The sequence below is a fragment of the Flavobacterium frigidimaris genome (assembly GCF_002217275.1).
In the GTDB taxonomy this organism is placed as follows: domain Bacteria; phylum Bacteroidota; class Bacteroidia; order Flavobacteriales; family Flavobacteriaceae; genus Flavobacterium; species Flavobacterium aquidurense.
On record NZ_MUGV01000038.1, the window covers coordinates 38,619 to 65,529 of the forward strand.

22 protein-coding genes are annotated in these 26,911 nt (G+C 33.9%); 5 read left to right on the forward strand and 17 right to left on the reverse strand.

What is annotated here, in order from left to right; genetic code table 11:
• Nucleotides 1-52: 52 nt before the first annotated feature.
• On the reverse strand, nucleotides 53-946 hold the full coding sequence (locus B0A65_RS19255) for a DUF4349 domain-containing protein (RefSeq protein WP_074656307.1): 894 nt from the start codon (nucleotides 944-946) through the stop codon (nucleotides 53-55).
• A gap of 277 nt (nucleotides 947-1,223) precedes the next feature.
• Here B0A65_RS19255 and B0A65_RS19260 point away from each other — a divergent pair, with 277 nt between their 5' ends.
• From B0A65_RS19260 to B0A65_RS19270, 3 genes are all read left to right on the forward strand, one after another.
• Entirely contained in the window at nucleotides 1,224-2,510 is a 1,287-nt protein-coding gene (locus B0A65_RS19260; RefSeq protein WP_074658245.1) for an anthranilate synthase component I family protein, read from the forward strand.
• A gap of 749 nt (nucleotides 2,511-3,259) precedes the next feature.
• Entirely contained in the window at nucleotides 3,260-4,570 is a 1,311-nt protein-coding gene (tilS, locus tag B0A65_RS19265; RefSeq protein WP_074656310.1) for a tRNA lysidine(34) synthetase TilS, read from the forward strand.
• Nucleotides 4,570-6,669 carry a protein-disulfide reductase DsbD family protein gene (locus B0A65_RS19270; RefSeq protein WP_074656313.1) on the forward strand — a complete coding sequence of 700 codons (2,100 nt, stop codon included), beginning with the start codon at nucleotides 4,570-4,572 and terminating at the stop codon, nucleotides 6,667-6,669. Before tilS ends, B0A65_RS19270 begins: the two co-directional genes overlap by 1 nt.
• Nucleotides 6,670-6,925: 256 nt before the next feature.
• Here B0A65_RS19270 and B0A65_RS19275 read toward each other — a convergent pair whose 3' ends face one another.
• The 3 genes from B0A65_RS19275 to B0A65_RS19285 all read right to left on the reverse strand — a co-directional run bounded on the left by B0A65_RS19275 (nucleotide 6,926) and on the right by B0A65_RS19285 (nucleotide 12,925).
• Entirely contained in the window at nucleotides 6,926-8,242 is a 1,317-nt protein-coding gene (locus tag B0A65_RS19275; RefSeq protein ID WP_074656316.1) for an ammonium transporter, read from the reverse strand.
• A gap of 338 nt (nucleotides 8,243-8,580) precedes the next feature.
• Nucleotides 8,581-9,888, reverse strand: coding sequence for an amidohydrolase family protein (locus tag B0A65_RS19280; RefSeq protein WP_074658247.1), 1,308 nt, complete (start codon nucleotides 9,886-9,888; stop codon nucleotides 8,581-8,583).
• A 37-nt stretch (nucleotides 9,889-9,925) separates the two neighbouring features.
• Nucleotides 9,926-12,925: an amidohydrolase family protein gene (locus B0A65_RS19285; protein WP_074656319.1), complete on the reverse strand. Its 3,000-nt coding sequence runs from the start codon at nucleotides 12,923-12,925 to the stop codon at nucleotides 9,926-9,928.
• Between the two features lie 131 nt (nucleotides 12,926-13,056).
• Between B0A65_RS19285 and B0A65_RS19290 the strand changes: the two genes are divergently transcribed.
• Both B0A65_RS19290 and B0A65_RS19295 read left to right on the forward strand, forming a co-directional pair.
• The gene (locus tag B0A65_RS19290) at nucleotides 13,057-14,031 is read left to right on the forward strand and encodes a Gfo/Idh/MocA family protein (RefSeq protein WP_074656320.1); all 975 of its coding nucleotides are present in this window, start codon (nucleotides 13,057-13,059) and stop codon (nucleotides 14,029-14,031) included.
• 79 nt (nucleotides 14,032-14,110) lie between these two features.
• The gene (locus tag B0A65_RS19295) at nucleotides 14,111-15,646 is read left to right on the forward strand and encodes a YifB family Mg chelatase-like AAA ATPase (protein WP_074656322.1); all 1,536 of its coding nucleotides are present in this window, start codon (nucleotides 14,111-14,113) and stop codon (nucleotides 15,644-15,646) included.
• Between the two features lie 308 nt (nucleotides 15,647-15,954).
• On the opposite strand, the gene abc-f is transcribed toward B0A65_RS19295, so the two are convergent.
• The 13 genes from abc-f to B0A65_RS19360 form a co-directional block, all read right to left on the reverse strand.
• Nucleotides 15,955-17,544 carry a ribosomal protection-like ABC-F family protein gene (gene abc-f, locus B0A65_RS19300; protein WP_074656325.1) on the reverse strand — a complete coding sequence of 530 codons (1,590 nt, stop codon included), beginning with the start codon at nucleotides 17,542-17,544 and terminating at the stop codon, nucleotides 15,955-15,957.
• A gap of 169 nt (nucleotides 17,545-17,713) precedes the next feature.
• Nucleotides 17,714-18,394 (reverse strand): GNAT family N-acetyltransferase, encoded by a 681-nt coding sequence (locus tag B0A65_RS19305; RefSeq protein WP_074656326.1) that lies wholly within the window; start codon nucleotides 18,392-18,394, stop codon nucleotides 17,714-17,716.
• A gap of 212 nt (nucleotides 18,395-18,606) precedes the next feature.
• Nucleotides 18,607-19,164 carry a hypothetical protein gene (locus B0A65_RS19310; RefSeq protein ID WP_123890386.1) on the reverse strand — a complete coding sequence of 186 codons (558 nt, stop codon included), beginning with the start codon at nucleotides 19,162-19,164 and terminating at the stop codon, nucleotides 18,607-18,609.
• A 50-nt stretch (nucleotides 19,165-19,214) separates the two neighbouring features.
• Entirely contained in the window at nucleotides 19,215-19,736 is a 522-nt protein-coding gene (locus tag B0A65_RS19315) for a hypothetical protein (RefSeq protein WP_074656330.1), read from the reverse strand.
• Nucleotides 19,737-19,755: 19 nt separating this feature from the next.
• The gene (locus tag B0A65_RS19320; protein WP_074656332.1) at nucleotides 19,756-20,361 is read right to left on the reverse strand and encodes a hypothetical protein; all 606 of its coding nucleotides are present in this window, start codon (nucleotides 20,359-20,361) and stop codon (nucleotides 19,756-19,758) included.
• A 38-nt stretch (nucleotides 20,362-20,399) separates the two neighbouring features.
• Nucleotides 20,400-21,239: a DUF4919 domain-containing protein gene (locus tag B0A65_RS19325; RefSeq protein WP_074656335.1), complete on the reverse strand. Its 840-nt coding sequence runs from the start codon at nucleotides 21,237-21,239 to the stop codon at nucleotides 20,400-20,402.
• Nucleotides 21,240-21,408: 169 nt separating this feature from the next.
• Complete coding sequence (locus tag B0A65_RS19330) at nucleotides 21,409-21,912, reverse strand: SRPBCC family protein (RefSeq protein ID WP_074656337.1); 504 nt, start codon at nucleotides 21,910-21,912, stop codon at nucleotides 21,409-21,411.
• Complete coding sequence (locus B0A65_RS19335; protein WP_074656339.1) at nucleotides 21,902-22,228, reverse strand: ArsR/SmtB family transcription factor; 327 nt, start codon at nucleotides 22,226-22,228, stop codon at nucleotides 21,902-21,904. The genes B0A65_RS19330 and B0A65_RS19335 overlap by 11 nt, the downstream gene beginning before the upstream one ends.
• A gap of 118 nt (nucleotides 22,229-22,346) precedes the next feature.
• Complete coding sequence (locus B0A65_RS19340) at nucleotides 22,347-22,736, reverse strand: VOC family protein (RefSeq protein WP_074656342.1); 390 nt, start codon at nucleotides 22,734-22,736, stop codon at nucleotides 22,347-22,349.
• Nucleotides 22,737-22,916: 180 nt separating this feature from the next.
• A complete protein-coding gene (locus B0A65_RS19345; RefSeq protein WP_074656344.1) occupies nucleotides 22,917-23,720 on the reverse strand; it encodes a hypothetical protein in 804 nt (267 codons plus the stop codon).
• Between the two features lie 557 nt (nucleotides 23,721-24,277).
• The gene (locus tag B0A65_RS19350; protein WP_074656346.1) at nucleotides 24,278-25,468 is read right to left on the reverse strand and encodes a hypothetical protein; all 1,191 of its coding nucleotides are present in this window, start codon (nucleotides 25,466-25,468) and stop codon (nucleotides 24,278-24,280) included.
• A 115-nt stretch (nucleotides 25,469-25,583) separates the two neighbouring features.
• Entirely contained in the window at nucleotides 25,584-25,958 is a 375-nt protein-coding gene (locus tag B0A65_RS19355) for a hypothetical protein (RefSeq protein WP_074658249.1), read from the reverse strand.
• Nucleotides 25,959-26,016: 58 nt separating this feature from the next.
• On the reverse strand, nucleotides 26,017-26,466 hold the full coding sequence (locus B0A65_RS19360; protein WP_074656349.1) for a hypothetical protein: 450 nt from the start codon (nucleotides 26,464-26,466) through the stop codon (nucleotides 26,017-26,019).
• Nucleotides 26,467-26,911 lie beyond the last annotated feature (445 nt).

A 26,911-nucleotide genomic window follows, 5' to 3' on the forward strand; every position in this document is an offset into this window, starting at 1 on the left:
TCAAATATAACGCTTTTTTTATTATGATATTGCTATTTTATTAACACTTTTCTTATTTCTTGCTGTATTTTTTATAGAGGAAAAATCCGCCGAAACTAATTAAAATAAAAGGCCAAAGGTTAAGTAAGAAAACCAAAATTCCTTGCAGGATATACCAACCCGTTTTTAAGGAATCGATAATTTGAATTCCTAAATTGGGTTTGTAATACGCAGCATCTTTTTCTCCGGCTGTTATTTCTTGTTTAATCGTTTCGTTTTGATAAAGTTGTAAGGTAACGGTGCTAAAGTTAATTTGATCCTGCATAGATAAATTTTCGATGACTTTACTATCATTACCTTCTTTTTGACTGGCCAAAGTATTTTCGGCTTCTATAATATCATTTATTTTTTTGCCTTTCGCGTCTATTGCTTTTTCAATTCTTTTTTCATTTGTGGCACTTCTTTTTTGTGAAAACTGATTGGCTAATAATTTCAACGAAACATCATCTGCTTTGATCACTCTGAAATCCAGAAAATCAATTTGCTTTGCGATGCTTTTAATTACAGTATCAAGCTGGGTGTTGGGAACGCGAATGGTAATATTATTTTCTACTGAAAACTTAGTAGTTTCCAAGGTGCTGTCCTGACTGATTTTTGTTTTAATCTGATCGTGAATATTGCTTTGCAGATTAGTGTACGTAACAAAACCTCCAAATTTTGCTACGGCATTTTCAATTGCATAAGTAGATTTGACGACATTTTTAACCTTGAATTTAATATCAGCGGTTCGAATAAATTTCTGTTTGCTGTTTTTGGGCTGCACTGCGGCAGATGAGGAAACAGCCGTGCTGTCTGCTGTAGTTTTGTAATCGGCAGCTTCCTCAGAAGCGTAATCTGCTTTTTTACAAGAAAATAGTAATGCGATAATCACCAAGGTAGTCAAACCTAATTGTGCAATTGTTTTCATAAAGGTTATAAAATTTGATTAATAAATAGACTCGCCTGTCTTTCAGGTTAGTTTTGTTTTTTTGCCACAGATGAAATGATTTTAGAGATTTTTTATCTGTGTTAACCTGTACAATCTGTGGCATTTTTTAGAAAGTAATTTTTTAATCAAATGGCAAGAAAAGTTTTAATAATTAGCACTAATTCGATATACTAAAAAGTGTGCCAATAATTTTTTGGGATTACTTTATTGAAGGATTTTTTTTGTCGTAATTTTGGAGTCTAAAATTTATACTTTTTTGAGAGTTTCCATTCATAAATCCATTTCAAACCCAGAGCAGTTTAAACAGCAACTTCTAACATGGTCACAGCAATTTCGTGAAGTTGTTTTTTTGGACAGCAATTCGCATACGCAAGACTATTCAAGTTTTGATTGCATGATGGCTGTAGATGCTTTCACCTCTTTAAAAACGGATTTTCAAAACGCTTTTGACGATTTAAAACAATATCAGCAAACGACTAAAGACTGGCTTTTTGGTTATTTGACCTACGATTTAAAAAACGATGTCGAAGAGTTGAAATCGGCTAATTTTGATGGATTGAATTTTCCGGATTTGTTTTTCTTTCAACCAAAAAAAATATTTTTATTGAAAGGAAATGAGCTTGAAATTCGGTATTTATTACTTTGTGATGATGAGGTTGAGGAGGATTTTGAAGAGATAGTTAGAAGTGAAAAGTTAGAAGTAAAAAGTCTGGAATCTTTGGAAATTGAACAGCGAATTTCAAAAGAATTTTATATTGAAAAAGTAAATAAAATGCTCGAACATATTCACATTGGCGATATGTACGAAGCTAATTTTTGTATGGAATTTTACGCTGAAAATGCGGTTATAAATCCCTTGGACAAATTTTTAAAATTAAATGAAATTTCAAAAGCGCCGTTTTCGGTTTTCTTTAAAAATTGCAAACAATATCTGCTTTCTGCTTCTCCGGAACGTTATTTGAAAAAAGAGGGAGAAACTATTGTTTCACAACCGATAAAAGGAACTTCAAAACGATTTTTAGATCCGATTGAAGATGAAAAATCAAAACAATTCTTAGAATCAGATTCTAAAGAAAGAGCAGAGAATATCATGATTACCGACTTAGTCAGAAATGATTTGTCGCACACAGCACAAAGAGGTTCAGTTGAGGTAGTGGAGCTTTGCAAGATTTATTCGTTTTTGCAGGTGCATCAAATGATTTCAACCATAAGTTCAAAACTAGATGCTCAATATGCTCCGGTTGATGTTTTGAAAACGACTTTCCCAATGGGAAGTATGACGGGAGCTCCGAAGATTTCTGTAATGAATATTATTGAAAATCTCGAAGAAACAAAACGTGGTTTGTATAGCGGAGCAGTAGGTTACTTTACTCCCGACGGTGATTTTGATTTTAATGTTGTAATCAGAAGTATTCTGTATAATCAGGAAAATCAATACGTCTCCTTTTCAGTAGGAAGCGCGATCACAGCGCAATCGGACCCTGAAAAAGAATATGAAGAGTGTTTGTTGAAGGCTAAGGCAATGCATGAGGTTTTGCAGTAAAAAATTAAAAAAGTTAACCACATATTTCACAAATTCTCGCAAATTTTTATTAGTAAACTGCATAATAAAACATATAGTAATTAGTGAAAATTTGTGAAATTTGTGGTAAGAAAAAATATAGCCACAGAATTAAAGGATTAAAATGATTTTGTTTCACGCTGATTCTGCAGATTGAAGCAGATTTAAATAGATTTTTAGTAAAATAGATTTGGGTGAAATAATTAGTGAAAATTAATGAAATTCGTGGCAAAAAAAATATAGCCACAGATTAAAGGATTAAAATGATTTTGTTTCACGCTGATTCTGCAGATTGAAGCAGATTTAATAGATTTTTAGTAAAATAAATTTGCGTGAAATAATTAGTGAAAATTTGTGAAATTTGTGGTAAGAAAAAATATAGCCACAGATTAAAGGATTAAAATGATTTTGTTTCACGCTGATACTGCAGATTGAAACAGATTTAATAGATTTTTAGTAAAATAAATTTGCGTAAATCTGCTGAAATCCTTTTAAATCTGCGTGAAACAATTAGTAAAAATTAGTGAAATTCGCAGCAAAAAAGAATAGCCCCAGATTAAGGGACTAAAATGACTAAAAAATCGGTGTAAATCTTTTAATCTGTGGCAAAAAAATCCAGGCCAATCAGCTAAATCTGCATGAAAAAATAATTCGTGAATTCGTGGCAGAAAAAACACATGCTTAACATTTCATTTAAAAATTGATCGAATTTAATTCTTTACATTTATCAAATGTTTTTAAAATTTCAAAATCACATCATTTCGAGGTTTCCATTTCTGGAAGATAAAAAACTATTTCTGGCGGTTAGCGGAGGTTTGGACAGTATGGTGTTACTGCATTTGCTGCAGCAATTACCTTTTGAAATTGCCGTTTTGCATTGTAATTTTCAACTACGCGGATTAGAAAGTTTTGGGGATCAGAGTTTTATTCAAAACTATTGCGATCAAAATGAAATCCCTGTATTTACTACCCAATTTGATACCCAAGCTTTTGCAAAAGATTATAAACTATCCACTCAGGTTGCAGCACGCGAGCTACGTTACAGTTGGTTTTATGAGCTTTTGGAAACTGAAAAATTCGATTATATTCTAACAGCGCATCATGCCGATGACAATCTCGAAACGTTTATTATCAATTTAACGCGCGGAACCGGTTTGGATGGTTTAACAGGAATTCCGGAACAAAATGATAAAATTATCCGTCCGCTTTTGCCATTTTCAAGAGATGAAATTCTGAACTATGCTGAAGAAAATAATATCGAATGGCGAGAAGACAGCAGTAATGCATCTAATAAATATCTTCGAAATAAAATACGTCATGATTTAGTTCCGATGCTTAAACAAATCAATCCTAACTTTTTGAATGCTTTCCAGAAGACACAATCGTATTTACAGGAATCGAAAGAAATGGTTGAAGATGCTTCGATTATGATTTATCAGCAGGTAGCGAAAGAAGTGGGAGCTGCTATTCATTTTGATTTATATCAGCTTCAAAAATTACCTAATTATAAATCCTATCTGTACCAATGGCTGAACGAATTTGGCTTTCTGGCGTGGAATGATATTTATGATTTAGTGGATGGACAATCTGGAAAACAAGTGTTTTCTGAGGAATTTAGATTGCTAAAAAATAGAAATACCTTGATTTTAAGTCCGCTTTCAGAAGAAGATGAAAAGGACGAATATTACATAAATAAAGAAGATCAAGACGTTAATTTTCCCTTAAAATTGAGGCTTTGTCAGGTAGACGACATTACATTAGATTCAAATAAAGCTATCTTTGTTGACGCCGAAAAAATCCAGTTTCCCTTGGTTTTACGTAAATGGAATGAAGGCGATGTTTTTCATCCGTTTGGAATGAATGGAAAATCTAAAAAAGTCAGTAAACTTTTTAAAGATGAAAAATTATCACTGATCGAAAAAGAAAAAACGTGGATTTTGTGTTCAGATAATCAGATTGTATGGGTTATCGGAATCAGGCAGGACGAACGTTTTAAAATAGAAAATACCACAAATAAAATACTTAAAATAGAACTACAATAATGAACTTTACTCAATCCTATCAAACGATAACTTCAAAAAGTATCTGGAATACAACCATCGTTTTTTTGTTATTTTTCATTTTTGCTTTTGCAAAAGTTAACGCTCAGATTTTAGAACCGGTAAAATGGACGGCTAAAATTGAAAAAAAATCAGGTACAAATGCTGTTTTAATTTTTGATGGAACTATTGAAAAAGACTGGCATATGTATTCGCAATTCACGCCAGACGGAGGACCGCTTCCGTTGGAAATTGTGTTTAAAAATCAAAAAGGAAATTATAATTTGGTTGGCAAGGCCAAAGAAGGAAAAACCAAAACGGCTTTTAATGATGTCTTTGGTGTAAATGAAACTTTCTTTGAAGGGAAAGCGCATGTCGAACAGGAAATTACGATTACAAATCCGGATTTAAAAACGGTTGATGTCGATTTTGACTTTCAGGTTTGTAAAGAGGTTTGTATCAATTCCAGTAAAAAATTCTCTATCGCAATTCCGGCCTCTTTCAAAATGGAAGCTGTTGCAACTGTTTCTGAAGTGAAAAAAGATGAAACAAAAGTAACAGGAATTGCAATTGATACAGTAGAATCAGTTGCTATCGATACTGCTAAAGCAGATGTTCATATTGCTCCGAAAGGAATTTCTGCGCAGGAAGAACTTCCCGTTTCAGCTCCAACAAGAAGCTTATGGTCGATCTTTTTTATTGCTTTTATATCCGGATTTGCTGCGTTGCTAACACCTTGTGTTTTTCCAATGATCCCAATGACGGTAAGTTTCTTTACCAAACAAAGTAAAAGCAGAGCTAAAGGAATTCGAAATGCTGTGATTTACGGATTTTCAATTATTGCCATTTATGTAATATTAGGATTAGTAGTGACTAAAATATTTGGAGCTGATGCATTAAATGCTTTGTCTACGGATGTTTGGTTTAATTTGATATTCTTTATTTTATTGATTGTATTTGCTGTATCCTTTTTGGGAGCATTCGAAATTATGCTGCCAAATTCATGGGCGAACAAAGCAGATCAACAAGCAGACAGAGGCGGAATAGTTGGAATATTGTTCATGGCTTTGGCTTTGGCAATTGTATCTTTTTCTTGTACAGGTCCAATTGTTGGAACATTATTAGTGGATGCCGCTTCAAACGGTGGAATTGCGCCAGTAATAGGAATGTTAGGATTTTCATCGGCTATGGCATTGCCATTTATGTTGTTTGCTATGTTCCCGGGCTGGTTAAATTCATTACCAAAATCAGGTGGTTGGCTGAATACAGTAAAAGTGGTTTTAGGATTTTTAGAATTGGCTTTGGCTTTCAAATTTTTATCAAATGCAGACTTGGTTTTACAGTTGCATTTATTAGAAAGAGAAGTTTTCTTAGCGATCTGGATTGCAATCTTTGGAACTTTAGCATTGTATCTTTTCGGAAAAATTACATTGCCACACGATAGTCCAACTAATCATATTTCGGTTGGAAGATTATCATTCGGATTATTAGTGCTGACTTTTACGATATATTTAATTCCAGGACTTTGGGGAGCGCCCTTGAAATTAATCAGTGCGTTTCCACCTCCACAAACCTATAGCGAAAGTCCTCTTGGATTTGGAGGTTCGGCAAGTTCAAATGTCAATACCGGCGAAATAGAAGGTTTACCTGAAGGCGCTGAATTAGGACCACACGGTATTATGGTTTTTAACGATTATGAAGATGGATTAGCGTATGCGAAATCAATCAATAAACCTATAATGTTAGATTTTACAGGGTATGCATGCGTAAACTGTAGAAAGATGGAAAACAATGTTTGGTCTGACGAAAGAGTTTTGCCTATCTTAAAAAATGAAGTTGTTTTGATCTCTCTTTATGTAGATGACAAACGAGAATTGCCAAAAGAAGAGCAATTTGTTACTACAAAAGGAGATAAAATTGAAACGGTTGGTGATAAATGGACGGACTTTATGATTTCAAAATACAAAACAAATACACAACCTTTATATGTTATCACTGATCTGGAAGGAAAGAATTTAAACAGTTCAAAACCCACTATTAGTTATGTAGATGTTGAGGAATATCTGACTTGGTTGAAAACTGGGATTTCGAATTTTAAGTAGTTTTTTGAGAGATAAGAGATAAGAGATAAGAGACAAGAAAATAGAATATAGAATATAGAATATAGAATATAGAATATAGAGTATAGAATAGAAAGTATAGAATATAGAATAGAAAGTATAGAATAAGGTGTTTAAAAATCTAAAATCTACAATCTAAAATCAAAACATAATAAAGGGGAAATTAATTCAAAACAAAAAGCACTCTAAGTAAAACCTAGAGTGCTTTTTTATGATTGGGCAAATCGGGAATTAATTCTTATAGGTATTCTCCGTGTTGAGAGATATCTAATCCTAATTCTTCTTTCTCTTCAGTAACTCTTAGAGGAGTAATTTTATTTACAACGAAGAATAATATGTAAGAACCAACGAAAGCAAAGATAGAAACTCCTACTAAAGCAATTAATTGGTTGATAAACAAAGTTGGAGTTCCGAAAATCAAACCTTGATTGTCACCAACAACCGGGTTAATTGCTTTTGAAGCAAAAACTCCTGTTAATAACATACCTACCATACCACCAACACCGTGACACGCAAAAACATCTAAAGCGTCATCGATTTTTCCTTTAGGGAATTTACTTACTACCAGGTTACTTACGATAGCAGCAAAAGCTCCAATGAAAATCCCGTGAGGAATGCTTACGAAACCAGCAGCAGGAGTAATAGCAACAAGACCTACAACAGCTCCAATACAAGCTCCAAGTGCAGATAATTTGTGTCCTAATATTTTGTCAAGGAAAACCCATGCCATTGCAGCAGCAGCAGCAGCTACAGTTGTAGTTCCTAAAGCTTGTACAGCTAAACCATTTGATCCTAAAGCAGAACCTGCGTTGAAACCAAACCATCCAAACCATAATAAACCTGTTCCTAGTAATACATAAGTAATTCTTGCCGGGTTAACTTTTTGAATTTTTCTTTTTCCTAAGAAGATTGCACCAGCTAATGCAGCCCAACCAGCACTCATGTGTACTACAGTTCCTCCAGCAAAGTCTAATACTCCCATTTTGAAGAAAACACCATCAGGATGCCAAGTCATATGTGCCAACGGTGCATATATAATCAGGATGAATAAAACCATGAATAATAAATAAGCCCAGAAACGTACACGCTCTGCAAAAGCACCTGTAATTAACGCTGGTGTAATGATGGCAAATTTTGCTTGAAATAATGCGAATAACATAAATGGAATTGTAGGAGCAAGACTCCAGGCAGTATTTGTACCAACACCCTGAAAAAATAAATTTGGAAGTGGATTTCCAATGATTCCTCCAATAGTAGGACCAAATGCTAAACCAAAAGCAACAACAACCCATAAAATAGTAACAATTACCATTGCCATAAAACTTTGTAGCATAGTACTGATAACGTTTTTCTTACCTACCATACCTCCGTAGAAAAATCCTAAACCTGGTGTCATTAGCAATACAAATGCAGTTGCTACGATCATCCAAGCTGTATCTCCGGTATCAAACTTTACAGCTTCTGCTGGAATTGGGTTGTCTGATAAGATGAAATTTGATACAAAAGTCAGTACCAAAATAGTGATAAGAATCACACTTAAAATAATTTTTCGCATAGTTATTTAGTTTTAAATTTTTTATAAAAATATAAAATCATTCGACACCCCTATCAAAAATAGAGTCTAATGTTTAATTTTTGTTAATTTTTGAATTTACCCCCCTATATTTTATGTGTATTTGTTAAAATGAACTTAAATTTTACAATTTATTAAACCGAAACTGAAAACGTGTAGGTTTTTTCGGCTTTGTTAACAAAAAACAATGAAAATAATTCTAATTTTAAGACTAATTATGGTTAAATATTTATAAAAATAGTAAAATTGCTTCATTTTTAAATAAAAAAGGCATCAAATGAAAATTTCAAGTGATGCCTTTTTAATAAAATGATTTTAGACTATTTCTGTCCGTACTTTGCTTTGAATTTGTCGTTCAGCTTGCTTTGAAAAGTTTCCAGATTAATAGTTCTTCCCTGAATGAAAGCCGTTGTTAGTTTATTTGTTCTCATATCTAAGGCATCTCCTTCAGAAATAAAGAGTGTTGCATCTTTACCTGATTCTAAAGTTCCGCAACTTGCCTCAATGCCCAATAGTTTAGCCGTATTTAAAGTAATCAGTTGTACTGCTACTTCTTTGTCTAAACCAAAGGCAGCACAGGTTCCAGCTAAGAACGGAAGGTTTCTAACACTCATACGTTCGTGATCTCCACTGTTTTCAAGTCCAACCACAATACCTTTATCCGTTAATATTTTTGCCATTTTGTATGGTAAATTTACATCCTGGTCGTCGCTTGTTGGCATGTCGTGAACACGTCTTAATAATACACCAACATTGTATTTTTGTAAAACTTCAGCCGATTTATAAGCTTCAAATCCACCAACAATAACAATTTTTTTGATTCCATGATTTTCCGCAAGCTCGATAGCGTCTACAATTTGCTTCTCCTCGTCAGCATGAATATAAAGCGTTTGTGTTCCGTCAAACAAACCTTTTGTAGCTTCTAAGACAATGTTTCTTTCTTTGGTCGCCGTTTGATTGTAAGCTTTTGAATTAATCAGGAAGGCATTTATTTCCTCAACCTGTTTTGCATAATCTTTATTGGCTTCAATAACGCCAGGTTCAAACCATGATCCTGATCTTTTAAAACCGGATGGGAAATTAAGATGAATTCCGTCATTTTCTTTCAAAATAGCATCTTTCCAGCTCCATGCATCTAATTGCACTACTGATGACGTTCCTGAAATTCTCCCTCCACGTGGCGTAACCTGAGCGATTAAAACACCGTTTGGACGCACCGTTTCTACTACTTTAGATTCTGAATTATAAGCAATAATACTTCTCACATTCGGATTAAATGTTCCGATTTCTTCTTCATCATCAGATGATTTCACAGCATCAATTTCTACTAAACCTAAAGTCGAGTTTGCAGCGATGAATCCAGGATAAACATGTTTTCCTGTAGCATCAATAGTGGTGTCATAAGCGCCAGTAGCAAGCCTGATCGTTGTGGCATCGGCTACTAATGTTAGTTTCCCATCTTTAAACCCAATAGCACTGTTCTGAATCACTTTTCCGTTACCTAAGTGGGCCGTGGCGTTTAAAATCAAAACCGATTTGCTTTGTTTTGGCGCCGGGATTTGCTGTGCATTTATTTGCACAGAAGCACAAAATACGAGCAGCAATTTATATATGTTTCTATTTATCATGTTGTCTTTTTTTATCATTATGAATTTTCTAAAGTTCTTATAACTGTTCTAAAGTATCACAGTGATATTCTTTCTTCTCTTTTCTGGTTGGTTGTTGCGTTCCGTTTCCTTTATTTTTTTCCTGCAACATCTGTCCAATCAATTCACTTCTTTCTTTAGTAATGGCCAATTGTTTCTGAGCATCTTTTTCGATATCAAAATAAACAACACCTTCAATGATTGTTTTCTCAGCTTTAGCATAAATAGAAAGCGGGTTTTCGCTCCAAAGTACAACATCAGCATCTTTACCTACTTTTAAACTTCCTACTTTATCATCAATATGTAAAAGTTTTGCAGGGTTTAAGGTTACAAATTTCCAGGCATCTTCTTCAGAAATATTTCCGTATTTCACTGCTTTTGCAGCTTCCTGGTTTAATCTGCGTGACATTTCAGCATCATCAGAGTTATAAGCAACCACTAATCCTGCGTTATGCATAATTGGTCCGTTATACGGAATGGCATCATTCACCTCAAATTTATAAGCCCACCAGTCAGAGAAAGTTGAAGCTCCAACTCCGTGTTCTTTCATTTTGTCTGCTACCTTATAACCTTCTAAAATGTGTGTGAATGTATTTACTCTGAAATTGAATTTCTCGGCAACATTCATCAACATCAAAATTTCAGACTCTACATAAGAGTGACACGTAATGAAACGCTCTTTGTTTAAAATTTCAGCAAGCGTTTGCAATTCTAAATCTACTCTTGGTGCTTTTCCTTTTTTAGAACCAGCGTTGAATTTTTTCCAGCTTTCATCATATTCTTTTGCCAATTGAAAATAATCTGTAAAAACCTGTTCAACTCCCATTCTGGTTTGTGGAAAACGAGTTGGATTGTCAATTCCCCAATTCGCTTGCTTTACGTTTTCACCTAAAGCAAATTTGATGAATTTAGGTTGGTTTTTGTATAACATTTCATCTGCTGAAGAACCCCATTTCCATTTTACAATCGCAGAACGACCCCCAATTGGATTCGCAGATCCGTGCAATAATTGTGAAATAGTTACACCTCCCGCTAAATCTCTATAGATATTAATGTCTTCAGAGTTGACAACATCCTGAATCGTAACTTCTGCAGTTGAGTTGTGACCGCTTTCGTTTACCCCTTTAGAAATCGCGATATGCGAATGCTCATCGATGATTCCGCTGGTAATGTGTTTTCCTTTAGCATCAATAACGGTCGCGCCGGCATCAGCAAGATTTTTACCAACAGCAGCGATTTTTCCGTTTTTAATTAAAACGTCAGTTTCTGTTAGGATTCCGTCTTTTTCATTCGTCCAAACCGTAGCATTTTTAAACAATAAGGTTTGGGCCGTTTGTTTTTTAGTATCACCAAAAGCAACGTTTGGATATGTTACAGGCATAATAGGATTTGGTTTTTCTACTTTAGAAGAATCTTTTGCCATAACAAACGGACTCGTTTTTACAGCAGTCCAAACCAATTCGTCTCCGTTTGATAAAACCGCTTTTCCAGATAAAGCAGCTGTTTTTTCAATAAAGCCGCTTAAACGGGTGTAGTTCGATTTAATAGTATCTGCAGGTTTGATTACCAATGAAATCCAGTTTTTAGCAATAGAAAAAGTGCTTTTTACCTTTTTGGCATCAACAGTAGTTACCTCTGATTTTTGAGCATCAGCCGTTCCGTCGATTTTCCATTTGTAAACATCTTTTCCAACTGTTAAGTCATAATTTCCACGGATATCTTTAGCACTAAGATCATTTACAATAAATTTAGATCCCTGAACCCAGTTTTCATACAGAACTGTTTTCTCGTCAAAAACTTCTCCTGAAGTAATGATAAAGTTAGCATAAGTACCCACTTTCAAACTACCTATTTCATCGCTTTTTCCTAAAATAGCAGCCGGAACTGTAGTCAGGGCTTCTAAAGCTTTCATTTTATCAAAACCTAATTTTATAGCTTTTAGTAGATTTGGTTTGAAATCTTCAATCTTTTTTAATTTGTCTGTCGTAAGGGCAAATACCACTCCGTTGTCTGAAAGCACTTTTAGGTTTGTTGGTGCCTGGTTCCAGAAACGCATATCAGCCAATTCAATTTGGTTGGATAAATATGGATTTGAAACATCGTAAGCTTCCGGGAAACTGATCGGAATAATGAATTTAGCATTGGTAGCTTTAATTTCCTCAATTCTTTCAAATTCATTTCCGCTTCCTTTTAGAACGTAAGTTAAACCAAATTCTTTTGCAATTTTGGCCGCTCTCAAACTGTTTAATTTATCTTCAGAAGTAAATATCTGAACCAGTTTTTCATTGTTTGCTAAAGCTTCTAATGATAAATCTTTGGTTTCAGAATTGCCTTTTTTGTACCAGTCTAAATCCAGATACATTTGGCGTATCAATGCCATTGATCCCATTAAAGAGCTTGGATAAGCCTGATTGGTAAGGGCACTTTTTGAGAAAGATAAATGATTGGTTAATTTATTTGCGATAATTTGTTTGCTGTTGTCTTCATTGTTCAGGGCAACCAAAGCTCCGGTTCCTTGTGCAATTCCGTCAGCAACGTGAGTTCCAACAACACCAAAACCAGCTTTCAGTAATTCATCAGCTTTTGGTTGGTCGTATTTAAAAGTTTCGTAAACGTTGATTTCCGGACGAACGCTTTCATTCCAGTAGTAACCAACTCTTTTAGTATCGTACAACGGGTTACGGTTACGACCCGGAGTGAAATTTCCTTTTGGTTTTTCAATTCCAAAACTCGTATAAATATCAATAAAAGAAGGGTAAATTGTTTTTCCGGCTAAATCTATTGTAATAGCATTTTTCGGAATTGAAACAGTATTTCCAACCGCAATAACTTTACCGTCCTGGATCAGTAAAGTTCCTTTTTCGATTTTTTGAGTTGGCGTAACATAAATAGTGGCATTCGTAAAAACAGTAAAGTTCTTGTTTTTGTTGTGCACACTTTCATTAACAGGGAAGTAATCTTGAGCATACGTTTTTGTTAAAAAAACACTCAAAAAGAGTAGAAGTAGGGCTTTTTTCATATGTAATTTGGTAAATTTTTGCTAAAAATATGAAATATATGTTATAACCGATTTGTTTTTGATAATCTTTTTTTCTCTATTTTCGTAAGCTTGCTAGTTAACCTTTTGATTAGAAGTGTAAATAGGACATTATGAAAAATAAGGATAAAATAAATTGGGGAATTATTGGTTTGGGAAATATAGCCAATCAATTTGCTGCTGATTTAGTATTGATAGAAGAAGCTAATTTGATCGCTGTTGCTTCCAGAAATTTGGATAAAGCAAATGAATTTGCGAAACAATACAACTGCCAAAAAGCATATAATTCATATGAAGCACTTTTAGCCGACGATCAGGTTGATATTGTTTATATCGCAACGCCTCACGATTCCCATGCCGAATTATCCATCAAAGCTTTAGAAAACGGAAAACATGTTTTGTGCGAGAAGCCAATGGCGCTTTCGTATACAGATGCTGTTAGAATGATTGAGGCTTCAAAAAAGTATAATAAGTTTTTTATGGAAGCCTTTTGGACGCGTTTTCTTCCGTCTGTAAAAGAAGTTGTAGAAAAAGTAAATCAGGGAATAATTGGCGACGTAAACTCTCTAAAAGCCGATTTTAATTTTTATGCCGATGAAGCAGCAGGGGGAAGACTTTTTGATAAAACATTAGGAGGAGGAGCACTTTATGATATTGGTGTTTATCCGTTATTTCTATCCTATATCATGTTCGGAATTCCGAAAGAAATTATAGCGAAATCAATCTATAGCAAAAACGGAATTGATTTGCAGACTTCTATGATTTTACATTATGAAAAAGCACAGGCTATTTTAAATGCTTCAATAAATTCTGAATCAGACATGAAAGCAGTGATCGGAGGAACAAAAGGACATATTCAATTGAACGCTCCGTGGTATGTGGCCGATGGATATTCGATTGTAAAAGATAATAAGGAGGAAGTTTTTAATTTGCCAAATCTTGGAAAAGGATATGCGCATGAAGCAATTGAGTGTCATAATTGTATTCGAAACAATCAGATTGAAAGTGAGTTATGGTCGCATCAGAATAGTTTGGATTTGAGTAAGATTGTGGAGGAGATTAAGGTTCAGATTAAGTTGCCTTTTTAGAAATATATTTTTTTGTAGTAAAATAGTTACAATATAATTATTTTCATTAGATTTAAAAACATTTAATGAAATTGAAATTATGTTAGTAAAAGTTTACGGAAGTGCCGTTTTTGGAGTCGAAGCAACCACCATTACCATCGAAGTTCATATGGACAAAGGTATTGGTTTACACTTAGTTGGTTTGCCGGATAGTGCTATTAAGGAAAGCAGTTTCAGGATTGCAGCTGCCCTTAAAAACAACGGATTATATTTACCGGGAAAAAGAATAACCATCAATATGGCGCCCGCCGACCTTCGAAAAGAAGGTTCTGCTTACGATTTACCGTTGGCAATGGGAATATTAGTAGGTTCCGATCAGATTAAAGCACCCGAAATCGAACAATATATTATAATGGGTGAGCTTTCTCTTGATGGAAGTTTACAGCCTATTCGCGGTGCATTACCAATTGCGATAAAAGCAAAAGAAGAAGGATACAAAGGCTTTTTTCTCCCAATTCAGAATGTCAAAGAAGCCGCAATAGTGACTGGTCTGGATGTTTACGGCGTTACCAATTTACAGGAAGTAATTAACTTTTTTAAAGGAAAAGGAGATTTAAAACCCACCATTATCGACACAAGAGCCGAATTTTATAAAACCTTGGATTTCCCCGAATTTGATTTTTCTGATGTTCGCGGGCAGGAAAGTATAAAACGTTGTATGGAAATCGCCGCTGCCGGAGGACATAATATTATTCTGATTGGTCCGCCGGGAGCAGGAAAAACCATGTTAGCCAAAAGAGTTCCGAGTATTTTACCACCTATGACCTTGCGTGAAGCATTAGAAACAACTAAAATTCATAGCGTTGCCGGAAAACTGAAAGAAGTTGGGTTGATGAATCAAAGACCTTTTAGAAGTCCACACCATACTATTTCGAATGTAGCCTTAGTTGGCGGTGGAAGTTATCCGCAACCGGGCGAAATCTCGATGGCACACAATGGCGTTTTGTTTTTAGACGAATTACCGGAATTCAAACGCGATGTTTTGGAAGTAATGCGCCAGCCGTTGGAAGATCGTGAAGTAACGATTTCGCGAGCTAAATTCACGGTTACTTATCCGTCGTCGTTTATGCTGGTAGCAAGTATGAACCCGAGTCCGAGTGGTTTTTTCAACGATCCGAGTATGCCCAATACTTCTTCGCCACACGAAATGCAACGTTATCTGAGCAAAATTTCCGGACCCTTATTAGACCGAATCGACATTCATATTGAAGTAACACCGGTTCCGTTTGAGAAACTCGCCGATGACAGAAAAGCCGAAAGCAGTGTCGAAATCAGAAAACGTGTTACCGCCGCCAGAGAAATTCAGACCAAACGATTTGAAGAAGTTGAAAACATACATTACAATGCACAGATGAGCAGTAAATTAATTCGCGAATATTGTGCACTCGACGAGCAATCAAAAGAGTTATTAAAAACGGCTATGGAAAGATTAAACCTCTCCGCCAGAGCCTACGACAGAATCCTAAAAGTAGCCAGAACCATAGCCGACTTAGATGCCTCGCCAACAGTAATCTCCCAACACATAGCCGAAGCCATTCAATACAGAAGCCTCGATCGCGATGGATGGCTGGGGTAGAATTGTGAATTGTGAATTATAAATTGTGAATTAAAATAAAGAGCACATTATTCATTTTCAAAAGACCTCTAGTCCCGCTGTCCACTATATCTTTTGTGCCTCCCGAAGCCTCGGGACCGGCACAAAAGGATATCGCTCCCATCGGGGCTAAATAAGAGGTTTAGTTTTTAGAATAAGTAAAAAAAGCTTAAAAAAGAAAACTTTGCGACTCTGCTCCCGATAGCTATCGGGATTGCGAGATTAATTTATGCATAAAGCTTAGCGAACCTTGCGTAAAATCCTTGCGACCCTTGTGGTTAAATCAGCGGTTAGGCAAGTTCAACACAACGCTCAATATTAATTTGCTCCAAGAAAGCTTCATCATGCGAGACCACAATCAAAGTACCCTCATATTCATTAACAGCCGCCGTAAGAATCTCAATATTTTGAATATCTAAATTATTCGTAGGTTCATCCAGAATAATAATATCCGGTGCCTGATTGTTTATCGTCAGACAACAAAGCATCAAACGCATTTTTTCGCCGCCACTCAAAGCACTGCAAGGTTTTTCTAATTCATTTTGTGAAAACAAAAACCGATTCAGCCGCATCCTAATGTCATGCTCCTGTAAACCGGAACCATTGAATTTTTGAGCCTGATCATAAACCGTTAAGTCATTTTCGATTAAAGAATAATCCTGATCGATATATACAATTTTAGCGTTAGCTTTATACATACTTCCCTGTGTCGGGACTACTTTTCCTGTAATGATTTTAATTAAAGTTGTTTTTCCGGAACCATTGGATCCTTTTAAAACAAGGCGCTCACCACTCAGAATTTCAAAGTTTAGATTCTCCTTCCAAAGCAATTTTTCTCCATAGCCGTAATTTAAATCAGTAGCCGTAAAAAGTATTTTGCCTTTGTGTAGTTCGGTACTATCAAAACCAAATTTCATTTTATCAATATCAGGTAAACCAGAACGTAGTCCTTGTAATTCCTGTGAGATACCACCAATTTTTTCTGCATGAATGCTCTTGGTTTTCGAAGTGCTGTTTTCAGCATTATTCCGCAAAGTGTTCATCATGATTCGGGATACGCCGGCTTTTTCCTGTTTCTTTTTTCCGCGAGCGTCCAGTTTTTGCTGACGTTCCAGCGTATCACGTTCTTTTTCTTTAGCTTTACGCAACGCTTTCTCTTTGCTATGAATGTCCTGTTGTAAAGCGTTGTTTTCTATTTGTTTTTGCTCTGCATAAAAATCATAATTTCCGCCATAAACCGTAATACCATGTTTATTTAATTCATAAACCGTATTCAAAAGATTCAATAACTTGCGGTCATGACTAACGATAATCACAGTACCCGACGTATTTTGAATGAAATGATAAAGCAATTTTCTGGCAGTCAAATCCAAATGATTGCTCGGTTCATCCAATAAAATAAGTTCAGGCTGGTGAATCGAAATTCCGGCAAGGAAAACTTTTGTTTTTTGTCCGCCACTTAAATTTTCCAGTTTTTGTGTTAGATCTAAATCGGTTAATTGCCAATATTCTAGTGCTTCATTGCAACGATCCTCAATAGTCCAGTCATCGTTTAAGATTTCCAGATTTTCCTCGGTTACATTTCCATTCAGAATCTCTTTAAGTGCATTGAGTTTGTTATCCACTTGTAACGCCTCGGCAAGGGTAAAATGATTGAATTGCCCGAAAATCTGCGGGACATAATAAGGTTTTGCATCGGTTCTAAGCAATCCTTCTGAAGCTTGCAATTCACCGGCAATGATTTTTAAAAGTGTCGATTTTCCAACACCATTATTTCCAATTAAGGCAATTTTTTCCTGCTGATTCGCAGTAAAAGTAATTTTGTCGAATAGCAAATCTCTATTCGTATGTAAATAGGATATATTTTGTAAAATAAGCATAACTTCTTTCTTTTGGGAATTAACAAATAAGCAAACTGTTTTGCAGCTGCTTTTATAATTGTCTGAAAGAAATTTTATTTCACATGGAATTTTCTAATTAGTTTGTGGTTGCAAAGATAAAAATATTTTTTAACTCTGTTTCCTTGCTTAAAAAATGGAGTTCAGGATGTTATTTTGTAATGTTCCAAAAACTCATTTTGCGTCTGGTTGTAAAACCTAGCTTTTGATATAAGGCGATAGCACCAAGATTCGTTTCTGCAACGTGCAAAAATGGAACTTTAGCCTGATCAAATATGGTATTTACAACATGGGTAATGAGTTGCTTAGCATAGCCTTTTCCTGTATAATCAGGATGTGTAATTATCGCGCTTAGTTCAGTAAAAGTATTCATTTTCATCCGCTCTCCGGTAACGGCAATCAGCTGATTATCTTTGAAAATTCCGTAATAATCGCCGAGTAAAATGGTTTTATTTTTAAAATATCCTGGTTGAACCAAATTAACCAGATCGCATAAAATTTCGTTATGATCGGTCGTTAATTTCACGATTTCAATATCAATAGGAAGCTGAATTTTTTCGTTAATAACCATTTGAAGGCAAACCAGTTCTTTTGCAATTTTTAGATTAGGGGCGATTTCAGGTTTTTCCCCAACAACAAAGTAATTATCAATCAAGGCGGAATATTTCTGCGTTGCCATTGCAGTATTTTCTAAAGCTATAAAACCTCCAAACGGGCCATAATTTGGATTATAGAATTTAGTATTGCCATAATCAATTGCAAATTGCTGATGGTTTTCGGATAAGGAATACCACACCGGATTGTCTAGTTTAGTTTCTTCTGAAATTATCATTGTAACGTTTTTCAAAATTAAAATTAAAGTAAATTTTGAAATATAAAAATAAGGATTAAAAAATAAAGTAGTTGATTACGACGGATGCAAGTCAAACAGCTTCCCTACAAAATTGTCCAAAATGAAGAACGCTATTAATAACAAAAGAATTATAAAAATTAGGGTTATTGCTTTTCTATTTTTCATTGATGAACCTCGTGTGTTGCTGAAAATTATTTTTTCTTTTTCAAATCGTTTAAGACTTTTCGCATTACAATCGAATCTTGTTTTGTACAGTTAATTTTTGAAAGGTGAATGTTCACAAATAAATCCTTGCCGAACATGCAATAAGCGTACATGTTTTTTTGGTTTACTTTCTGTCCTTCAAATTCAGGAATATCAGTTTGTTTGAACATGAAATCATCAGTTGGTTCGCCCCACTTCGCAAAGTTTTTTTCATATTTTGCTAAGTTAGAATTCATAAAGTAAGTAAAAGGAATTATCGGACTTGTAGTTTTTCCTTCCGGATCAAAAGAGTCCACCATCATTTTTTGTTCATCCTTATTAAGTTTGTAAAAAAGGACAGAACAAATGATTTTACTTTCTCCTTTTTCGCATAAATAATAATAGTCTTCGCCACGCCATTCTTTTTCAAATTTATCAAAGAGATTGGTTTTCATAATAATGGTTGCAGCTTCATTTTTAGGATAACTTAATTCAACTGTTTTATCTTCACTTGAAAAGGACAAAAAGCTAATTATTAGAATTGAGAAAAGGATTTTTTTGGTCATGGTTAGTGGGTTTTGTTTTGACAGTTTATATTGGTTTATTAAAAGTATTTTTATTCTTCAATAACTTTCGCGTGTAAAATTCCTTCTAAATCTTTTATACTTTTTTTACTTTCAGTTTTAAATCCAAAATAAACCATTGCAAGTCCAAATAATAGCATTGCAAAAGGAATAAACATAAAAAAACCAGCTTCTGAATTGGCAGTATCTGTAAAAAATAAACTGTATATTGCTCCTGCGCAACCAAGAGAAACAGCACCTAGCCAAAGAATCATAAACACTTTTACAAAATCAACCAACCCCATTTTGACATTGATTTTTGCTCCGTTTATTCCATCCTTAATTTGCCCTTTAATTACAGGTAAAAATGAGTTTCTGTAATTAACTACTCTTTTAATTTCAAATCGATTTGAATTTGTTTTTCCAATATAAGGTTTTGAATAGGAAGATTTTTGAACTCCAAAACCAAAAGATTTCTCAGCTTCTATTTCATTTTGAAGATGATTTATAAGTTCTTCTTTACTTAATGTTGATTGATAAACTAATTTTTCAAATGGAAGTAGTTTTTTGATCATATTTTTTTAATTATTTTTTTTACGAATCAATCCCTAGTGTCAGGATTGTCTTTCCGTTTTTAGTTTTGTAAACCTGAATTTCAGTGAGAACTAAATCAGCAATATCATGCCCCCAAATTCTGTATTTTCCATTTGTTTCATTGCGGTTATACATTGTTCTTTTTTCCATCGGAATAGTTTTTACCGTTGCTGTTTTTTCTTCTTCGGCATAAAGTTTATAGTAGTGTTTACTAATTTCAGTTAGAAGGGTTTCTCTGTTAAATCCGTTTTGTGATTTCAAATCAAATTGGTATTTATTCAGTAATGGATAATCAATAATAATAGTTATATTTTGATCCAGAATTACAGTTTCAGTTTTATCAACAAGGTTTGGTAAATCTTTTTCAGGCTTTTCAACACTTGCCCATGGTTGAATGCCGTCAGCAAAATCTTTGACGTCTGCTTTTACTTCAAACGCTATTGTTTTTTGTAAATCTCCAGTAACATTTGTTTGAGCTTCGGCAGCCGAGTTTTCACGTTCAGTAAGAATTTTTTCATAATTGTCAACTGAAGTTTGTGCCGGTTTATTTTTACAACTAGCAAATAAGAGAGAAGTAACAATAAATAAATAGAAGTTTAATTTCATAGTTTGGTTAATTATCATTTTCCTTTTGTGCGGATCAATTATTTTTGAATATTATAATCTCCTTTTTTTAAGAGCGGTAACCAATGCGTTAAATCGGCAAGTGTATTAATATGAAAGCATCGAAAAGTACCTAAAAGTCTTTTGTCAGTGGTTAAAACTAGTGATGTATCTGGAAAACAGCCAAATTTTGCTTCGTACAGTGATTTCCCTTCAAAAAAGTTATTCAAAATATAAGGATTTTCAATACTTCCATCGCTGTATTTTAGTATCGATTTAATTATTTTAACCATCATTGCAAAATGTTTATTCTCCAAATCAGTATTACCGCTATGTTTGTAGGCATAACTAATTTCCTTATGTCCGGTTAGATTATTCGGGCTTTGTATCAATATAGCTTTGGCTAGTTCAATAGCTTCAGTATATTTTTTTTCTTCATTTAGTTTATAAACTTTAGTAGCCAAACTATCCAGATAAGTTGGGTTTATTGTATTCGAATGTATTTTGTATTTCGTTAAACTTATTAATTGTTCTTCGGAAATTAATGTATCAAATTTTGTTATTCTTTCTTCAATATTTTTGAAGTAATAGATAGAATTTTTATTAGTTGATTCTTCTAACGCTACTGGGAATTTTGGAACAGAATGAGGTACAGGTTTTTTTTCAGGTTTGCTTTCAACAATTTCAATTGGACTAATACTTTCTGTCTTTTGGATATTTTTTTTAGTTTTTCCTTTCGAAGAGTTTTGATCAGGTTCACCACTAATCATTTCTTTTTTTAAATCTTTAGGGTTTGGAGGAGGAGGAGGAGGAGGGGCTTGTCCAAAACTAAAATGAAACACGAAGAAAAGGAAATAAAGAAGCAGGTAGGTTTTTTTCATCAGGAGCTAAAATAATTTTCATGCTAAAATATAAAAATCGGAGAAAGAAATGCGCATATAACGCTTTTAAGTTTTTATAAATTTCAGAATTTACCTCGTAAAATTTAAATAGCAAAACAAAAAAATCCCGCTTGAGGTGAAACGGGATTCCATAAAATATAAATAAAATTTACTTCGTTCTTGCGGCAAAAATAGCATCCAAACCTTCCATTGCAATAGTGAAACCTTCTTTGAAACCCATTTCGATGATTTTTTCCAGATCAGAAAGGTTTTCATGTTTAATTGCAATATCCACAATAGTTGCATCACCTTGCTTAGAGAAATTTACATTCCAGTCAGAACGCGGAAAATCTTTGTTGAGGTTGCCTTCGCTGTCGCTAAAAGCATCCAGGTATTTAAAGTTCGATTTTGGCGTAATCGAAGTAAAATCGGCAATAGCCCAATGCTCTTCGCCTTGCGGACCAACCATGGCATATAATCTTCGTCCGCCTTCTTTAAAATCCATGCTTTTTGTTCTCGCTTTCCACGGAGCCGGCGCCCACCATTGGTCCAGTCTTTCAGGTTCTGTCCAGGCAGACCAAACATGGTCAAGAGAGGCATTAAATTCGCGTTTTACATTTACCGTACTATTTTCTTTGTCCACGGTAAAATTCATCAAGAGATTAGATTTCATTTTCTTTAGATTTTAGATTCATTAATACTTGATCCAACTGACTAAAACGGGTTTCCCAAATTTCCTTAAACTGTGCTAGCCATTTGTCAATTTCTTTCATTTTATCAATTTTTAGTTGGTAGTAGATTTCTCTTCCGACTTTTTTCTCGGCTAATAATTCGCATTCATTCAGAATTTTAATGTGTTTAGAAACGGCTTGTCTCGTCGTATTAAATTGCTCTGCAATGGCATTTGGTGTCAATGCATTTGTAGCAATCAATACTAAAATTGCTCTTCGTGTCGGGTCGGCAATGGCCTGAAAGATATCCCTTTTCATTTTTTGAATTATTTAAATACGCAACTAATCAGTTGCAAATATAGGCAATCTTTTGGTTGCGCAAAATAATTTTATGATTTTTTAAGATATTTTTTTTAGAGTAAAAGTGCAGTTGATTTTATTTCGGCCAGTACAACACATTAAATTTATGACCATCCGGATCAGAAAATCCAAAGAAATAACCTTTTTCAAAGCTTTGAGGTTCAGCGAAAATTTTTCCGCCCGCATTTTTAACTGCCAACAATCGTTGATGCACTTCATCTATACTTTCAGCCGAAAGCGAAAATAGTATTTCATTGCCCTGCTTTAAATCGGCAACTTCATCATTTATAGCCCATTTAAATCTTTCTTTTATAAAAAAATGAATTATAAAATCATCATCTCCAAAACAAAAACTCGTCAGTTCTGTATTGGTACCATTTGGTTTAAACCCCAATTTGCTGTAAAATTCGGTTGTTCGCGCTAAATCTTCTACACCTAAATTGGCCCATATTTTTTTAGTTTTCATAAGATTCGTTTTAAAAATTAGAACTTTAATCCCGCTATCCAATAATAGTCGTGTACTAAATTTACGAATTTTAAATTAGAATTATAAAAAAGAAGGAGCACTGCAGTGCCTCTATAAATAAAAATGGCGATAAAAATCTTTATTTTACAGAACAAAGCAAGGTCAAATAGTGAGAAATAATTATCCTGCTAATCTGATTCCTTTTACTGTCTCCTCAATTCTCAAATAATCGTTTTTATTGACATATTTCAGAGATTTGATTAATAAGCTGTCTTCGATTATTTCAATTTCAAGGTCTTTTTGCATGTCAAGTAACCGCAGCGTTTTTAGTAGCGGAATCATAGTTGTTGATTCCTTAAAAACGAAAGTTTCAAAATGATCCAGTTCTATTAAATCATCATTTCGTATCATGTCTGTGAAGGCTTCAAAATTTGTCTTTTCTCTTAAATAAACATGGCCATCTAAGCTCATATCGTTAATCCAAAACATAATTTGCGATTCACTATAACCATTTTCATGTCGATTGTTATTGAAGGTAACGCGAGGGAAAAAGACAAAATCCTTGCCTTCATTAAAGCTATAAGAACAGGAATAGGACCAATCATCATATTTAGATAATATTTTAGTTTGCTCCAAAAATTCAATTTGAGAATCGGTTAGTTTGGTAAACTTATAACCGTTGCTTTTCAAAAAGTTGGCAAGTTCTTCGATTTCTTTTTCTTTTCCCTTATAATATTGCTCAAGTTCTTCTTTGGGCTTAATCCTGTTTAGATTATTGTGGGCAATCCAATTTCCTGATTCCGCTTGCTCTAACGTTAATTTGGCTCCGGTTTCAGGGTCATAGATAAATTCGTCGGCCAGACTTTCCTTCAATTTTCTTTCATATTCTTTTTCTTTTTGTGTTTTTGAGAAGAAGAATTTATAAGCTAAACTAATTATAAAAAGGGCAACAATCAAATAAAATACAATTTCTCCAAATTTCATATTAAATGGTTTTTATTGGTTTAAAACGGCTTTTAACTTTTGATTTGGGGACTCAATAAACTGAATTGCTATATAATTAGGTTTTTTTGAATTTATCTTTTTTGCTTAGTCGTGTAGCATAATTTGCTTTTAGAAATCTGCTGATCTTTTTTGATATAGCAACAGCAGAAATAATAATTATTAGAGCTAAAATATAGTACACGAATTCACAAAATGATTCTTTTTGGTATTACTAATATAGTAAATTAACACTTATAAATGCAAAAAGAATAATTTTTTTTTAACAAGTGTTTAGCTTTTTACCTCAGTGTTGGATTTTAAGGAGCAGCAGTTTTTCTTTTCAAAAGACGCCTCGTCCCGCTGTCCGTTAAATCTTTTGTGTCTGCCGCGGCGGACACAAAAGGATATCACTCCCATCGGGGCTAGAGTAGAAGTTTATTTTTTCATAAGAACTATATAGAGACATAGCACTACGTCTCGCATACCGGACATAAAGGGATATTTTGAAGGCTTTCAAGGTTTTATCCCGCTTGTATTCAATCGCTATTAGCTGATTTCTAGTTCGTATATTCAATAGTCCTTTTTACAAGGGTCATTGGTTCTTTGCTTAGAAATTTCTTTTTCTCAATCCAGTTATTATGTTTGTCATAAACATACTGGTAGATATAAATGGAAGTGTGAAATGGTTTATTGTCAGTTAAAAGCTCAATTTTTTCAGTAATAAGATCTCCAAAAGCATTGTATGTGTTTTGCTCTCTTCTATCTAAAGATCCATTTTTTTGAACTTCAACACGCTCTAAAATTTGATTTTGTTTATTATAAGTATATTTGATCGCATTGCTCTCAATATTTTTGTTGTCGTAAAATTTAATCTCTTTAATGAGATCATTTAGGTAGATTTTCTTTTGAATAGAGCTATTTTCCTTTTCAAATATTAGATTCCCGGAAGCATCAAATTTTTTAGTAACTTTTTCGGAAGTATTTTTCATCAAATAATCCATTAGAAAATTATAATCTATGTTTTCAACCAATAAATTTTCTACCCTTGCATAACTGTAATTAAACACATTTTCTTCTTCATTTGTAATTTTTCTCAAAGAAAGAATAGCAATACTGTTTAACTGTTTGATGTATTTAACCTCCAAAATATCTTTATCATGATATAAATATTCCACATTTACTCTCGGATAACCAGCTGCCTGCTCCATGTTTTCTATTTTGACAAGCGCATTATCTTTAAAAATGTATTCCGTGGTATTGATACCATTATTGTATTTTGAATAGTTATTTCTTTTCCTGTTTTTCTCTAAATGATTGTTTATCGTTTTCACCAGTTTACCTTTTTCAAAAGTATATTTACTGCCGTATCCTAAATCCTGGTTGTTATCAAATTCCAATATGTTTACCAGAGTGTCGTTTCTATAAACTCTTTCAGCGTATAAAGTATCTTCTGTAATGCCATAAAAAATTACATTCTTTTGAACTTTACCATTTGAAAAATACAGTTTGGTATGAGACGTATTAGATTTATGATATTTATTTGTATAGAACAATAATATGTTTTGTAACAGGGTTTTAATTTGATTTTTGTCTTTCAAGTTAGCAAGATCCTCATAGGTATTAGTAAAATCTTGCACTACATATCCGTACTCTTCATTATATATTGGATACTTAGGAAAATTTACCTTTTGGGCGTTTATAGGCAATGTAACAAGAATTAAAAGTAGCAGAATTATAATTTTGTTCATTATTTGCAGGTTAGATTTTGAAGTTTTTTTAGCTCTATTTTTGCTTGATTTTTAGAAGTTACTGCAGCAGTTTTTATACCGTTCAAAGTGGCTTCTAAAAGTAAGTTTAGCCTTTCTAAAGTGTTTTTTTATTGGTTCTAATTTTTACCTGATAAACAATTTCCCAAAAAATAATAGACAAAACAGCATTGGTCAATATTGCAGTCTTTACCTGATAAGGATCATAATTTAAAAACAAATGCAAATTAGTAAACTGAAGAGCTAAAAATAAAGCCAAAGCAGCTATTACAACGGAGCACAGTAAATTTAGCAAAACAGACCATTTTAGAGCGAAGAAAGTATACACAATATTTAATAAAGCAAACCCACAACCTAAAGTTATAAAGGGATCTGTTTTTAATTTTTCACCAACCGTCAATAAAAGTGGAGTTGAAGAAAGATATAAAAAGAATAGTATGGAGTAGATTAGGATTCGAATTTGTGGTTTCATTTTTTTTTTTGCAAAGTTACTTAAAAGAATAAAGCTGAGTTTAAAAAATACATTCTGCTTATTGTAAAAGCGCATCTATTTTCGCTTCCGATTTTTCTTTGATAACGCTATCCGGATGAAAACTCCAGATGATCAGAAATTTTCCTTTTGCAAGATACTCTTCCGGATGCTCATCAGTTGGCTGACCATCTTTTCCCCATAACAATCCCTGCAGAAATTTATCACCTTTAAATCTGTTTTCAAATTCGATATACATGATAGATCCCCGATCTGTTTTACTTCTGAAACTTTGAATTTCTTTGCTTTTTACAACACCAATAATGTTGCTGTAAGTTGTAATATCAGTATAGAAATTACAAGCCTGATTCGTAACACAAATCTGACCGTCGTTTAAGGTGTAAGCCTTTGGAATTTCTTTGTTTTTTAGTTTTAAATCAGCAATAGTCTGGCTGAATAAAGTTGTAGTAAGCAACAGGAATAATGCCGACAGGGGAATCGTAATTTTCATTGGTTTTGGGTTTTAGGCTTTGGGGTTGTAGCAAGCTAAAATAATATATTTATTTTAAATTTTGCGATGAATTTTTAGTAGCAGAAGTTTTCATTTTCAAAAGAAAGACCCGTCCCGCTGTCCGCTAAATCTTTTGTGTCCGCTGCGGCGGACACAAAAGGATATCGCTTCCATCGGGGCTATATTAGAGGTTTATTTTTTCAGAAGTGTATGCAGTGCAAGGAAATAATAAAAACTTATGCTAGCGCGAGCGTCCCGCTCGTGCGCAAAGGTGAGATAAAATAATGAGTGTTTAAACTTTTGCTCATACTCTAATATATGTAATGCTAAGCCACAAAATATTCCAGTTTTTTTTTCTTAATCAGTGGCAATAGTAAATATCAATTTGTTTAACTCTACAATCTTAAACAAAAAAAATCCCATTTCATAAGAAACGGGATTTTCA